Consider the following 13966-nt stretch of genomic DNA (forward strand, 5'->3'; position numbering starts at 1 on the left):
GGTCAGTCACCCCCCGTTCCGGCGCCCGGGTCCGCGTCGTCGGTCTCGATGCTCCCCATCTCGGGGACCTCCCGCCCGCCGCGGGCCGACTGGAGCTTCCCGACGCCGACCGCGCAGACGTAGATGCCCACGGCGACGAGCACGATCACTCCGCCGGCGGTGACGCCGCCGTAGTAGGCGACGGCGATGCCGAGGAGGACCGCGAGCTCCGCGAGGACGACCGAGACGACGAGCGACTCGGTGAAGCTGCGCGACACCTGCGTCGCGCCCGCGACGGGCACGACGAGCATCGCCGCCACGAGGATGACGCCCATGATCTGCATCGCGCCGACGACGACCATCGCCGTCAGCATCACCATCACGCGGTTGTACCAGTTGACGGAGATCCCGGAGACGGCGGCCGCGGTCTCGTCGAAGGTCACGTACAGGAGCTGGTTGCGGGTCACCGCGACCGTCCCCACGATGACGACGAACAGGACGAGCAGGATCCCCGCGCTCTGGGGCGACACCGTCGAGAGGCTCCCGAAGAGGAACTGGTTCACGCCGACCGCGAGCCCGCCGGCGTTGAGGCTGATCAGCGTCGTCCCCAGCGCGAACCCCGTCGAGAGGACGATCGCCATCGAGACGTCGTTGTACGCGTCCGTCGTCTCGGAGATGAGCTCGATGAACAGCGCGGCGATCATCGCCACGACGACCGCGGTGAGGTACGGCGACACCCCGAGGTCGATGACGGCGTTGAGGAACAGCCCCACCGCGACGCCGGCGAACGCCGTGTGCGCCAGCGCGTCCCCGATGAGCGCGAGCTGTCGGTGGACGAGGAACGTTCCGATGAGCGGCGCCATCACGCCCACGCAGAGCCCGACGAGGATCGCCCGGTGCATGTACCGGTAGCGGGGGTTCAGCATCTCCAGGCCGGTGAGGTAGTACGCCCAGTCCATCAGCCAGTACCACTGGGCCAACACCCAGCGCAGCGCGGCGAAAATCGCCTCGCCGACGGCGGCGAAACCGCCCTGGAGCGTGAGCGCCGCCGGCTGGGTGCCCGCGGCGAGCGGCAGCGACTGGTCGACCGCGCCGAGGAGCCACGCGACGAGCGCGGCGGTCAGCGGGTCGCTCATTCGGCACTCCCCGTGAGGAAGCGCGCCTCGGTGCCGAACGCCCGCGCCAAGGCGTCGCTCTCGACGAACTCGTCGGTCGGGCCGTCGAAGTACACCTCGCGGTTGAGACAGACGACGCGGTCGGCGTGCTCGACGACCGCGCCGAGGTCGTGTTCGATGAGGACCACGGTGATCCCCGCGTCGTTGAGCGCGTCGAGCAGGTCGTAGAACGCGTCGACCGACTCGGCGTCGACGCCGACGGTCGGCTCGTCAAGCACGAGCAGGTCGGCCTCGCCCGCCAGCGCCCGGGCGATGAACACTCGCTGGCGCTGGCCGCCGGAGAGCCGCCCGATGCGCCGGTCGGCGAACGCGCTCATCCCGACGGTCGCGAGCGCGTCGTCGACGATCTCCCAGTCGGCGGCCGTGAGCCGCCCCGAGACGACGTTGGCGGTCCGTCGCGCCGTGCGGACGGGGTTCTCTGCCAGTTCGTCGGCGAACGCGCCGTCGGCCAGCCGGTCGAGGCCGAGGTACGGGAACCGGCCCATCTTCACCACCTCGCGGACGGTGATCGGCATGTCCTCGGCGGCGGTGGCCTGCTGGGCGACGTAGCCGACGCGCTCGCCGTCGTCGAACCGCGCCGCGTCCTCGCCGAACAGCCGGGCCGTCCCGGCGTCCGGGCCGAGCAGCCCGAGCATGAGCCGCATCAGCGTCGACTTCCCGGAGCCGTTCGGCCCCACGACGGCGACGTACTCGCCGGGCTCGACGCGCAGCGACACGTCCTCGACCACCGGGGTCGCCGTGTAGCCGAACGTGACGCCGGCGAGGTCGATCACCGACTCGTCCGCCTCGGCGACGGTCTCGGTCGCGCGCTCCGCGCTCTCGCCGACGGTCGCGGAGGCCGCGTCGTTCGCGCTCATATCGGCTCGAAGTTCCGCCACTGTTCGACCCACCCGTCCGTCGGCGCCGCGGCCTCGGGCGTCTCGTTGCCCAAGACGATCTCGAAGGTCGGCATGTTGATGTTGTACGCGATCTCCTCGTACCCCCAGTCCTCCGCGAGCCACTCCTCGCGGATCCCGGCGTACGGCGTGACGGGGAAGTACGCCTCGACGGCGGTCTCGCGGACGAGCTGCTGGGCCGGGAGCTGCGACTCGAAGACCCCGTTCGCGATGTACCGGATGTCGTTCTCGCGGATCACCCGCGTCGCCTCGCGGATGTCGGCGGGCTTGACGTCGCCGCTCGCCGCGAGGCTGGTCACCAGCGGCCGCATCCGGACGCCGTACCGCACCCCGATGTACTGGAAGGCGTTGTGCGCGGCCAGCTGGACCACGTCGCGGTCCGACCGGTCGAATATGGCCTCGTAGTCGGCGTCGATGCGGTCGAGCACGTCGCCTTTGTACCGCTCGGCGTTCTCGCGGATCGTCTCGGCGTGGTCCGGGACGAGGTCCGCGAACCCCTCGGCGATGTTGTCGACCGACCGCTTCGCGCGCAGCGGGTCCAGCCAGAAGTGCGGGTCCTTCCCGCGCTGGGTGCCGACCCCCTCCTCGTCGCGGTCGAGCGACGCCGCGAGGTCCACGAGTTCGATCCCCTCGCGGGCGTTTATCAGCGCGGTGTCCGTCCCGTCGGCCTCGACGGTCCGGATAGCGCGGTCGGCCCACGGCTGGAAGTCCTCGCCGACGTGGACGAACGCGTCCGCCTCGACGATCCGCCGGGTGATGCTCGCGTTCGGCTGCCAGCCGTGGCCGTGGAGACCCGTCGGAACGAGGTTCTCGACGGTCAGCGGGGTCCCCTCGGCGACCTTTCGCCCGAAGTCGTAGAAGCTGAAGAAGGAGGCGACGGCGACCGGCCCGCCGTCGTCGCCCTCGGCGCGCCCGGTTCCGACCGGCGCGCTCGGGAGCGCCGTACACCCGGCCACTCCGGCTAGGGCCGTCGCGCCGCCGAGGCGAAGCGCGTCGCGCCGCGTCACCGACCGTCCGTCGTCCGTGTCGGGTAACATATTACTTACCACATCCAATTGTTAGACTCGTCTAATCCTAGCTTTCTGCGTATATATACCCCTTTCGGTGACGGTGGCATCCGCCGGCCGAGCCGGGTGTGACGGAACCGTCGGCGAGCGCCGCGCCGCGATGTCGCCGCGCGGCGGCGGGGCTCAGTCGTCGAGGAACGTCGCGCCGCGCCCGATCCGGGTCTGGTACGCGCGCGCCTCGATGCCGGCGCCGGCGAAGGCGTCGAGCATCTCGGCCGCGACGTCGCGGCGGTCGCGCTCGCGGCAGGCGGCGATCACCGCGGGACCGGCGCCGCTGACGGTGACGCCGGTCGCGCCGGCGCCGAAGGCGCGCTCGCGGACGTCGTCGTAGCCGGTGATGAGGCGGGCGCGCTCGGGCGTGACGACCGGGTCGCTCATGCCGCGCCCCACGAGGTCTGGGTCCGAGCGACACATGCCGACCGCGAGCGTCGCCGCGTTGCCGACGGTCTCCACGAGCTCCTCCATCGAGGCGGTCTCGGGGACGACCCGGCGCGCGTCGCGGGTCGAGACCGCCACGTCCGGGAGGCAGACGACGAGGGGGATCGCGGCGTCGACCGAACAGGTGCCCTCGGCGGTCGTCACGGTGAACCCGCCGAGGATCGAGGGGGCGACGTTGTCCGCGTGCGCGACCCCGGAGACGACCGCCTCGCCCTCCGCGGCGATCGGGACCAGCTCCTCCCGCGAGAGCCCGCGGTCGTACAGTCGGTTGAGCGCGACCGCGGCGCCGGCGGCGCTCGCGGCCGAGGAGCCCAGTCCGGAGGCCGGGCGCACGCCCTTGTCGATGTGGATGCGCGCGGGCGCGTCGAGCGCCTCGACGACGGCACCGACGGTGTTCTTCTCGGGGTCCTCCGGGATGTACTGCGCGCCGACGCCCGTGACCTCGATCGTCGTCTCGGCCGCCTTCTCGACGGTGACGACGTCCGCCGGCCGCGAGAGCGCCGCCCCGAACACGTCGAAGCCGCTCCCGAGGTTCGCGCTCGTCGCGGGGGCCCGTACCGTTACCATGGCGGGGAGTGTCTCCCGGGGGGCAAAAAGGAGCGGGATCGAACAGAACGACGGCGGGGCCGTTCGCGGTCTGCGAAAGAGAAGGAGAGGGGACGCGTCGAGGCGGTTCGGTCGAGCGCTCCGTTCGGCGACGTTCGGCCGCGTCAGCGGGCCATCGTCCACAGCAGCGTGCCGACCAAGACGAGCGGGATGCCGAGGAGAATGAAGGTCGGCGGCATCGTCGTGTACGGCGCCATCAGGAAGACGACCCCGAAGACGGCCAGAATCGACGCGATGACCTTCTGTGACTTCAGCGGCGCTGCCCCCAGGAGCGACACGAGGAGCCCGAACAGGACGATGTGCCCGAGGTGGTAGTTGAGCAGGAACGTGTCGATGACCAGCGGCGAGAGCATTCTTGGCTGGAGGTGCGAGCGATTCGCGCATTAAAGTTCCGTTTCTCGTGGCCGGCGCCCGCCGATCGCGTGCCGATCTTATAAGAGCCGTCGGTGCGACCGGGGACCGTGCGACTCGTTCAGGTCATGATTCCGGCGGGCAAGCGGGCGGCGGTCGTCCGCGCGCTCGACGACGAGGGGGTCGACTACGTCGTCACCGACGAGACGAGCGGCCGGGAGTACACCGCAGTCGCGACGTTCCCGCTCCCGACCGCCGCGGTCGAGCCGGTCCTCGACCGGCTGCGAGAGGCGGGGATCGACGAGAGTACCTACACCGTCATCGTCGCGGCCGAGACTGTCATCTCGCGGCGGTTCGAGGCGCTCGAAGAGGAGTACGAGGAGGAGGCCGAACACGGCGGCGACCGCATCTCGCGGGAGGAGCTCCAGGCGAAGGCGGAGGGGCTCGCCTCCGGACTGGGGACGTACGTGCTGATGACCGTTATCTCGGCGGTGATAGCCACGGCGGGGCTGCTGCTCGACTCGCCGGCGACCGTGGTCGGGTCGATGGTGATCGCGCCCCTCATCGGCCCCGCGATGTCGGCGGCGGTCGGCACCGTCGTCGACGACGATGCGCTGTTCCGGCGGGGCGTACGGATGCAGATACTGGGCGTCGTCGTCGCGATTCTCGCGGCGACGCTGTTCGCGTTCGCGCTGCGCGCTCTCGCCTTGGTCCCGCCCGGGCTCGACCCGCTCGAACTCGCGGAGGTGTCCGAGCGGCTCGCGCCCAACGTGTTGGTGCTCATCGTGGCCATCGGTGCCGGCGTCGCCGGGATCGTCTCGCTGATGACCGGCGTTTCGGCGACGCTCGTGGGCGTGATGATCGCCGTGGCGCTCATCCCGCCAGCGGCCGCCGTCGGGATCGGGATCGCCTTTTGGATCCCGCAACTCGTACTCGGCGCGGGCGTGATCGTCGCGGTGAACGTCCTCTCGATCAATCTCTCGGCGCTGATCGTGTTGTGGTACGAGGGGTACCGACCGCGACACTGGTTCCGCGAGGACGACGCCCGTTCGGCGGTGTTGAAGCGGGCGGTCATCCTCGTCCTCGCCATCGCGGTGCTGTCGGTGTTCCTCGGCGGGGTCACCTACGAGTCGTACGCCGTCTCGACGACCGAGGCGGACATCAGAACGGCCGTCGGCGACGAGCTGGCCGCGCTCGACTCGAACGTGGAGCTGCTGGAGCTGGACATCGAGCGGACCGGAACGATCCCCCCGCTCGAAACGGAGCGCGTCGACGTGATCGTCGGCGCGCCGCCGGGGAGCGACCTCGCCGGGCTCGCCGACGCGCTCGACGATCGAGTTGAGGCGACGATCGGCAGCGACGTACGGATCGAAGTCCGCATCGTCACCGTCGAACGGGCGTGAGGTCGATCAGGACCGGGTGACCGGAAGAGCAAGTGACTTTTATCGGGCCGTCGTGGGCTCCGCCAGTGACGGACTCAGAGCAACCCGACGACGATTCCATGCGGGAGGTCGTCGAGCGGTCCCGGAGCGGCGCGCCCGCGGTCGGCGAGGCCGTCCGGGACCGGTTCTCCTCGGACGAGGTGTTCCAGCGGATCATCGCGGCCGCGGACGAGGAGGTGACCTCGGGGAGCCGAGAGCTGTTCTTCAGCGGGCTCGCCGCCGGGCTGGCGATCACGATCACGTTCATGCTGTACGCGTCGCTGACGGCGGCGACCGACTCCCACCCCATCCTGAGCGTCATGCTGTACCCGCTCGGGTTCATCTACATCATCATCGGCGGCTACCAGCTGTACACCGAGAACACGCTGCCGCCGGTGGCGCTGACGCTCGAGCGGCTCGCGAGCCTCCCCACGCTCCTCCGCCACTGGACGATCGTGCTCGCGGGCAACTTCGTCGGCGGCGGGATCGGCGCGCTCGTGCTGTCGTACGGCGGCGTGTTCACGGGCGACACCGTCGACGCGGCGCTGTACATCTCCGAGGGGGGGTTCAGCGTCGGCACCGTGCCGCTGTTCTTCAAGGCCGCGATGGCGGGGCTGATCGTCGCCGGCGTCGTCTGGGTCGGCTTCGCCTCCACCGACTCCGTGAGCCGGATGCTCGTCGTCTACCTCGCGTTCCTCGCGATCCCGCTCGGCGACCTGTTCCACGTGGTCGTCTCCTTCACCGAGGTGCTCTACCTGTTCTTCGAGTATAACATCCCGCTGTACGGCGCCGAGATCAGCCTCTACTCCGGGATCGTCGGCTTCGTGATCCCGGTGTTACTCGGGAACACCATCGGCGGGGTCGTCTTAGTCACGCTCGTCAACTACTTCCAGACCAGCGAGGAGCGCCTCGAAGAGGCGCGCTTCGAGGGCGTCAGCCGCCGCCTGACGGTCCCCGAGTGGGTGTTCGGCCGCGCGGCCGGTCGCTCGTACGTCCCCATCTTGGACGCCACCGAGGCGACGCTGTTCGCGGGCGAGGGATACCGGATCATGGTGCCGATCACGAATCCCCGGACGGACGGCCCCATCGTTGAGCTGGCTGCGCGGCTCGCGAGCAGCCACGAGGACGGCGTCGTCCACATCGTCCACGTCGTTCAGGCGCCCGAGCGCATGTCGCTGTCCTCCGGTGACGCCGGACGGCGGATCGCGGACGTCTCCGCGGAGGGGATGGCGAACCTCCGGTCGACCGCGACGGACTACGACGTCGACGTGTCGACCTCAACGGTCGTCTCGCACCGCTCGTTCGAGGAGGTGTTCAACATGGCCCGCCGGACCCGTCCGGACGCGGTGCTGATGGGCTGGGGCGACGACCAGCTGTGGAGCGCCGCCCGCGCCGAGCGGCCCATCGACGAGCTGACCAACCAGCTCCCCTGCGACTTCCTCATCCTCAACGAGCACGAGCTGGACACCTCGCGGATCCTCATCCCGACCTCCGGCGGGCCGGACTCGGACCTGAGCGCGGAGGTGGCGAAGGTGCTCGCCGACACCGTCGGCGCCGAGGTGACGCTGCTCCACGTGGTCGACGGGCCCGAGAACAGGGGACGGGGGGAGGCGTTCCTCGCCAACTGGGCCGAGGAACACGGCCTCGAGGACGCTGAGTTCGTGGTCGACGACGGCGGCGACGTGGAGACCGGCATCTGCGACGCGGCCGCCGACAAGACGCTCGTCATCATCGGCGCCACGGAGAAGGGGCTGCTCTCGCGGCTCGTCTCGAACTCGCTGCACCTCGACGTGATCCACGACGTCGACGCGTCGGTGCTGCTCACCGAACGCCCCAGCAGCCGGTCGCTGCGCGAGCGGCTGTTCGGCTCCGGCCGCCGCGCCACCGACATGTCGGGCGGCGTCGAGCGCGACCCCGAAGAGTCGGAGGGCACGAACGTGCGCTCCGTCGAGGACGGTCAGCTCGCCGTCGACGACGGCAACGGCGACGGCGACGGACCCGACACCGACGGCGGCTCCGCCGACGCCGCGGACGCGGCCGTCAACGACGCGCTCGACGAGCGGGAGGAGGCGGCCGACAGCGGGCACTCCCCCGAGGACGAACAGCCGCACCTCGACGACACGTACGTCGTGGACCACGACGACGCGGACGAGGAGGCCGCCGAGGAGGCGGCCGACGACGACGCGGCCGCCGAGCGGGACGACGAGGCCGACGACGGCCGATAGGCAAAACGGCTCTTTGTGTTATCTGCGGCTTATACGTCGTCGGGAAGCGAACGGTCGCGTATGAACAGGCGACTGACGGCACTCATCGGCATCGCGGCGCTCGTCGCGCTGGCCGGCTGTACGGGGTTCGCGGGCACCGCCACCCCGACCGGCGGCGACGAGGCGCAACTGGAGCGGAGCATCGAAGTGACGGCCGCGGGCGAGGCGACGTCGGCGCCCGACCGCGCCACCCTCCGCGTCGGGGTCACCGCGACCGGCGACGACGCCGCGGGCGTGCGCGACGAGCTGGCCGCCGGCGAGGAGGAGCTCCGGACGGCGCTGACCGACTGGGGGCTCGACGACGACGCGATCCGGACGGAGCGGTACGACGTTCGCGAGAGCTACGAGACCCGCGACGACCCGAACCGGACGCGGTACGAGGGCGTCCACCAGTACGCGATCGAGCTTGATGACGTCGACGCAGTCGGCGAGGTGATCGACGTCGCGATCGACGCCGGCGCGGACGAGGTCCAGCGGATCGAGTTCGGACTGAGCGAGGAGACCGAGCGGGAGGTCCGCGAGGAGGCGATCGCGACGGCCATGTCGAACGCCGACGACGACGCGGCCGCGCTCGCGAACGCGAGCGACCTGGAGGTCTCGGGCGTCTACGAGGTGTCGACGACGCAGTCGGGATCGCGGCCGTTCATCGCTGAGAGCTTCGACGCGGCGGCCGGCGGCGACGCGGGCGGCTCGACGGCCGTCGAGACCGGCGACGTGAGCGTGCGCGTCTCGGTGAACGTCGTCTACGAGGCGACGCCGGCCTGACGGCCGAACGGGGACGCATCGATCACAGGCCGCTGTTACACTCATATTTTTAGACAGTTTACGACCTGAAAAAGCCGATTAATTGGGCCCTTCTTGATCGAGTGCGGGAGTGAGTATCGCAGACTGGCGGCCGTGATGTAGTTTTTAAATAGTCGTGAGCGACGGCGACGAGCTTTTAAACCCGAATGCGGTGGCGCGCCTGCGAGCGGCCGGAGCGAAGCGGAGGCCGCGAGCCAGCCCGCGAGGGACGCCGCGAGCGGAGCGAGCGGCGAGGTTGGGGAGGCGTGAGGTGCTGTGCGGTGCCGTGCGGGGCGGGACTCAAAGGGGCAGCTGGTGAGGCAGGCGCAGGCGACACAAGCACCGCAACGAGGGAGCGGTAGCGACCGAGTGAGGCGCGCAGCGAGCGTGCGCCTGCCTCACCAGCTGGGGCTTTGTAGGTGTCAACCGCAGCAGCCTCAACTATTTATAAACAGCCGACAGCAACCTCGCTGTTCTGCTTATAAATGCCCTCACCAACCACGTACTACACGTACTCCCGCGACTACTCCCCGTCTCGCGTGGGCAGGTCGGGCTCGTAGCCGACCGCGTCGACCGCCATGTCGAGGACGTCCTCGACGTTCTCCTCTTCGGTGACGCTCATCGTCGCGTCGACGGACTCCGCCTTCACCGCCTCGAAGCGGTCGTGTTTGTTCGCCACCGTGAGCAGCGGTACGTCCGCGCCGAACAGTTCCCGGACCTCCTCGCGGAGCTCTAACTGGACGTCGAGGGGATAGCCGCAGTCGCCGGAGGGGTCGATGACGAAGACGACGGCGTCCGCGAGGTGTTCGAGGGCGCTCACCGCCTGCCGCTCGATGTCGTTGCGCTCGTCCTCCGGGCGGTCGAGCAGGCCGGGCGTGTCGACGATCTGGTAGCGGACGTGGTTCCGGTCGAAGTGGCCGATCTGGACGCCCTTCGTGGTGAACGGGTACTCCGCGATCTGGTTCGACGCGCGGGTGACGCGGTTGACGAACGAGGACTTCCCGACGTTCGGGTAGCCGGCGACGACGATGGCGGGCTCGTCGGGGTCGATCTCCGGGAGCACCTTCAGCTGGTCGCGGGAGTCGCCGATATAGCGCAGGTCGGACTCGATCTGGTCCATCACGTCCGCCATGCGGGCGAACGCCTGTTTGCGGTGTTTCCGCGCCGTATCGACGTCGGAGTTCCGGATCTTCGTCGTGTACTCGTCGCGGAGGTCCTCGATCTGGCGGCCGGCCCACATCACCTGCGAGAGCGCCTGTCGGAGGCGGTCGACGTCGACGATGGCGTCGGCGAGCTCGTAGTAGAACGGGTCGACGTCGAAGCCGAAGTCGGGCCACGAGGTGACGACGTTCTCCAAGTTGTCCGAGAGCACGTTGCCGGCGGTCCGGAGCATCGACTCCTGCGCCTCGTGGCCGCGCTTCGCGCGCCCGGCCCGCGCCGCCCGCGAGAACGCCTTGTCGACGAGCTCCTCGGAGCGCGGAGTCGTCGGGAGGCCCTCAAATATCATGTTGCCCCGACTTGACCGCCGACGCGTATAAGAGCGTCCGTTCGCGGACCGCCGCGACACGGCGGCACACGGTCGGACGCGCGGGGTGACGGAAGCGGGCGCCGCGCCGTCGTCCCGTCGGACGCCTCGGGCTCGCGGCCCCGCCGCGAACGAGATGAACGATCGTTATCTTTCTCACGCATATTTCGAGTTGTTCTTATGCTTCAAAAGAATATAACCGCGCATGGCACGCTCGTTCACGCCGACGGCGTACGAGGACCTCGACTCGGACCGCCGCCCGAGCTTGGCGGCGGCGCTGGTCCCGGTCCTCGCCGTCGTCGCGTTCCTCGGTATCGGCTCGGCCCTTCTGGGCTTAGACCCGCACCCGCCGCTCCTCTGGAGCATCGCCTTCGTCGGCGCCTTCGGACTGTGGCTCGGCTACGACTGGGACGAGCTGTTCGACGGCATCGCCAACGGGCTCGTGATGGGGCTCCAGGCGATCCTGATCATCTTCACCATCTACGGGCTGATCGCCACCTGGGTCAGCGCCGGCACCATCCCGAGCTTGATGTACTACGGGTTGGAGGTGCTCTCGCCGACGACGTTCCTCCCGGCGGCCGCGGTCCTCGCCGCGGTCGTCGCGTTCGCGATCGGCTCCTCGTGGACCACCGTCGGGACGCTCGGCGTCGCCTTCGTCGGCATCGGCGCGGGGCTCGGCGTTCCCGCCCCGATGACGGTCGGGGCGGTCCTCTCGGGCGCGTACGCCGGTGACAAGCAGTCGCCGCTCTCCGACACCACGAACCTCGCGGCCGGCGTCACCAACACCGACCTGTACGGCCACATCCGCCGCATGCGGACCGGCACCGCGATCGCCTTCGGGCTCGCGGTCCTCGGCTTCGCCGCGCTCGGCCTCCGCACAAGCGGAGCCATTCCGGCGGGCCGGATCGCCGAGATACAGGGCGGGCTCACGGAGACGTACGCGATCACGGTCGTCGCGTTCGTCCCGCTCGTCGTCACCTTCGGGCTGGCGCTGCGCGGCTACGCCGCGCTCCCGACGCTCGTCGCCGGCGTGTTCGCCGGCGCGTTCACGACGATCCTCCTCCAGGGGACCGGCTTCGTCGCCGCGTGGGAGGTGTTCATGTCCGGGACCGCGCCGGAGTCGGCCTCTGAGACCGTAAACGACCTCCTCGCAACCGGCGGCCTCACCGGCTCCGCGTGGACGATCACGGTCGTCGTCGCCGCGCTCTCGCTCGGCGGAATCTTAGAGCGCACGGGCGTCCTCGCGGTGATCGCGCACGCGTTCACGTCGGCCGTCCGGAGCCCGGGCGCGCTCGTCGCGGGGACTGGCGTCTCCGCGATCGTTATTAACGCGCTCACCTCCCAGCAGTACATGAGCATCGTCCTCCCGGGCGTCACGCTCCGGAACACCTACGACGAGTTCGGGCTCGACACCGACCAGCTCTCCCGCGCGGTCGAGGCCGCCGGGACGCCGACCGGCGCGCTGTTCCCGTGGCACGCCGGCGCCGTCTTCATGGCGAGCGCCACCGGCGTGCCGACGCTGGAGTACGCGCCCTACTACCTGTTCGCGTTCCTCTCGCCGCTCGTGTTGTTCGTCATGGCCGCGACCGGCTACACGATCGACGTGGGCCCGCTCGCGGCCGGGGCGCCAGCCGCCGACGAGCCGGCCGCGGCGACCGACGACGACTGAGCCGCGACTTCCGAGGCCCTCAGCCCGGACGTCGAAACGCGAGACTGTACATCCGCCCGACTGATTCCGACCCGATCTCGGTCGCGAGCCCGCGAGCGGTCGCCGACAGCGCATCGCCCGCTTCACCGGGACATTCCGCGGCCATGGAGGCCGCCTCGTCGGCGTGTGCCGAGACGTGACTCTCGGTCCAGGGGACCGGCTCCAAGAGCGTCCGCTCCCGATCGAACTCCCAGTTGTGGCCCGCGAAGAACCGTCGCAGGAACGCCGCCGGGTAGAAGGTGAGCGCCGGGCGGCAGCGGGCCAGTTCCGACGCGGCGTTCTCGACGGCGAACAGCTCGCCGATCGCGGCGCCGTCTGGCAACGGGTCGTAGTCGTCGACGACGAGGTGCGCACCCGGAGCCGCGACCCGAGAGAGCTCCTCGGCCACCGCCGTCAGCGCTGCCGGATCGAGGACGTTACACAGGCCGTGCGCGGTGATCAGCTCGACGGAGCCGTCGGGTAGTGGGATCGACCGGAGGTCCGCCTCCAGCACCGCCAGTCGGTCGGCGTCGTTGTCGCGGTCGCTACCGTCGCCGCCACTACCGTCGCCGCCGCTATCGGCGACGCGTCGGCGCGTCGTCCGCGCGTGGTCCCGGTCGTTCGTCACGGCGTACACCCGAGCGGCGCCGTTCGCGAGCAGTCCGGCGGTCGCGTTCCCCATGCCCGCACCGGCCTCCAGACAGCGTCTCCCGGTCACCGGCCGGTCGTCGAGCGCGGTCGCGACCGTGTCTGGCACGTCCATTCGCCGTTCTCAGTGGTGGAGCTGTTCGGGAACCGGGCTGTCGTCGTGGCGCGCCCGTTCGATCACCGACCGCTGAGCGGCCTCGTCCATGCCGTCGTAGTCGGCCGCGGCCTCGAGGATCATGGTGACAAGCTTCGGATCGCCGGCGTTGATGACGCTGGTGAGCCCCTGTGCGGCAGCGAAGTCGAACCGCTCGCGGATCTCGTCGGGCGCGGTGACCGGCCGGTACCAGTTCGCGAACGGTCGGTCCGCCTCGGGAAGCTCGTCGGTCGGCGGCCACGAGCCGCCGGCGAACGCCTTGATCCCCAGCGTACCGACGTTCTTCTCGTCGGCGCGGGCGAGGACCGCCTCGTAGTCGTACTCGTCGTCGTCCTTCCCGACGACGACAGGGTTCAGGGGGAACATCACCGACTCGAGGTCGTCGATGCGGTCGAGCGCGTCGAGGATGAGTCCCGGGTCGCCGTGGCTCGTCAGGCCGATGTGGTCGATCAGCCCCTGCTCTTTGGCCTCGCGAAACGCCGTGAGCGCCCCGTCGTCGCCCGTAATCTCGTTCAACTCCTCGTCGTACTCGAGCCCGTGGACCTGATACAGATCGATTTTCTCGACGCCGAGGCGGTTCAGCGACCGGTCGAGCTTGCGCCACGCGCCCTCGTAGGTCCGCTCTTGGGTCTTACAGCCGAGAAAGATCTCCTCGCGGTGTTGGCGGAGCTTCGGGCCGAGCTTCAGCTCCGCGTCGCCGTACGTCGGGGCCACGTCGAAGTGATTGACCCCGTAGTCGAGGACGTGTTCGACCAGCTGGTTCGCGCCTTCCTGTTCGAGCCAGTTGAGCGCGATCGCCCCGAACGTCATGACGGTGCTGTCGTGGCCGGTGTCGCCGAGCGGGCGGGTCTCCATACGTGCGCCATCTCGCTGGCCCGACATAACGGTTTCCGGGCGTAAGCCGGACGTCGCGGCCGCCCTGAAGCGGGATGCGGTCCGGTAGGTTTACCGCCGTCGGCGCCCCCCGATTCG

12 protein-coding genes are annotated in these 13966 nt (G+C 69.9%); 4 read left to right on the forward strand and 8 right to left on the reverse strand.

Annotated features, from left to right (window positions below; genetic code table 11):
* Positions 1-2: 2 nt before the first annotated feature.
* The 5 genes from B378_RS0113420 to B378_RS0113440 form a co-directional block, all read right to left on the reverse strand.
* The gene (locus tag B378_RS0113420) at positions 3-1115 is read right to left on the reverse strand and encodes a metal ABC transporter permease (protein ID WP_017344287.1); all 1113 of its coding nucleotides are present in this window, start codon (positions 1113-1115) and stop codon (positions 3-5) included.
* Positions 1112-2011, reverse strand: a complete 900-nt coding sequence (locus B378_RS0113425) for a metal ABC transporter ATP-binding protein (RefSeq protein WP_017344288.1) — start codon at positions 2009-2011, stop codon at positions 1112-1114. Before B378_RS0113425 ends, B378_RS0113420 begins: the two co-directional genes overlap by 4 nt.
* Positions 2008-3057, reverse strand: coding sequence for a metal ABC transporter substrate-binding protein (locus B378_RS0113430; RefSeq protein ID WP_026046294.1), 1050 nt, complete (start codon positions 3055-3057; stop codon positions 2008-2010). Before B378_RS0113430 ends, B378_RS0113425 begins: the two co-directional genes overlap by 4 nt.
* Before the next feature lie 183 nt (positions 3058-3240).
* Positions 3241-4122: a homoserine kinase gene (locus B378_RS0113435; protein WP_017344290.1), complete on the reverse strand. Its 882-nt coding sequence runs from the start codon at positions 4120-4122 to the stop codon at positions 3241-3243.
* A 143-nt stretch (positions 4123-4265) separates the two neighbouring features.
* The gene (locus B378_RS0113440; RefSeq protein ID WP_017344291.1) at positions 4266-4514 is read right to left on the reverse strand and encodes a hypothetical protein; all 249 of its coding nucleotides are present in this window, start codon (positions 4512-4514) and stop codon (positions 4266-4268) included.
* Between the two features lie 126 nt (positions 4515-4640).
* On the opposite strand from B378_RS0113440, the gene B378_RS0113445 reads away from it, so the two are divergent.
* The 3 genes from B378_RS0113445 (at position 4641) to B378_RS0113455 (ending at position 8962) form a co-directional block, all read left to right on the forward strand.
* Positions 4641-5915, forward strand: coding sequence for a TIGR00341 family protein (locus B378_RS0113445; protein ID WP_026046295.1), 1275 nt, complete (start codon positions 4641-4643; stop codon positions 5913-5915).
* A 65-nt stretch (positions 5916-5980) separates the two neighbouring features.
* Positions 5981-8158 (forward strand): formate/nitrite transporter family protein, encoded by a 2178-nt coding sequence (locus tag B378_RS0113450; protein ID WP_017344293.1) that lies wholly within the window; start codon positions 5981-5983, stop codon positions 8156-8158.
* 60 nt (positions 8159-8218) lie between these two features.
* Positions 8219-8962 (forward strand): SIMPL domain-containing protein, encoded by a 744-nt coding sequence (locus B378_RS0113455; RefSeq protein WP_017344294.1) that lies wholly within the window; start codon positions 8219-8221, stop codon positions 8960-8962.
* A gap of 541 nt (positions 8963-9503) precedes the next feature.
* On the opposite strand, the gene B378_RS0113460 is transcribed toward B378_RS0113455, so the two are convergent.
* Positions 9504-10487 (reverse strand): GTPase, encoded by a 984-nt coding sequence (locus B378_RS0113460; RefSeq protein ID WP_017344295.1) that lies wholly within the window; start codon positions 10485-10487, stop codon positions 9504-9506.
* Between the two features lie 223 nt (positions 10488-10710).
* Here B378_RS0113460 and B378_RS0113465 point away from each other — a divergent pair, with 223 nt between their 5' ends.
* Complete coding sequence (locus B378_RS0113465; RefSeq protein ID WP_017344296.1) at positions 10711-12174, forward strand: Na+/H+ antiporter NhaC family protein; 1464 nt, start codon at positions 10711-10713, stop codon at positions 12172-12174.
* A gap of 19 nt (positions 12175-12193) precedes the next feature.
* Here the strand turns inward: B378_RS0113465 and B378_RS0113470 are convergent, their stop codons facing one another.
* The gene (locus B378_RS0113470) at positions 12194-12955 is read right to left on the reverse strand and encodes a class I SAM-dependent methyltransferase (RefSeq protein WP_017344297.1); all 762 of its coding nucleotides are present in this window, start codon (positions 12953-12955) and stop codon (positions 12194-12196) included.
* 9 nt (positions 12956-12964) lie between these two features.
* On the reverse strand, positions 12965-13849 hold the full coding sequence (locus B378_RS0113475; protein ID WP_017344298.1) for an aldo/keto reductase: 885 nt from the start codon (positions 13847-13849) through the stop codon (positions 12965-12967).
* Positions 13850-13966 lie beyond the last annotated feature (117 nt).

This window comes from Halorubrum sp. T3, assembly GCF_000296615.1.
GTDB lineage: Archaea > Halobacteriota > Halobacteria > Halobacteriales > Haloferacaceae > Halorubrum > Halorubrum ruber.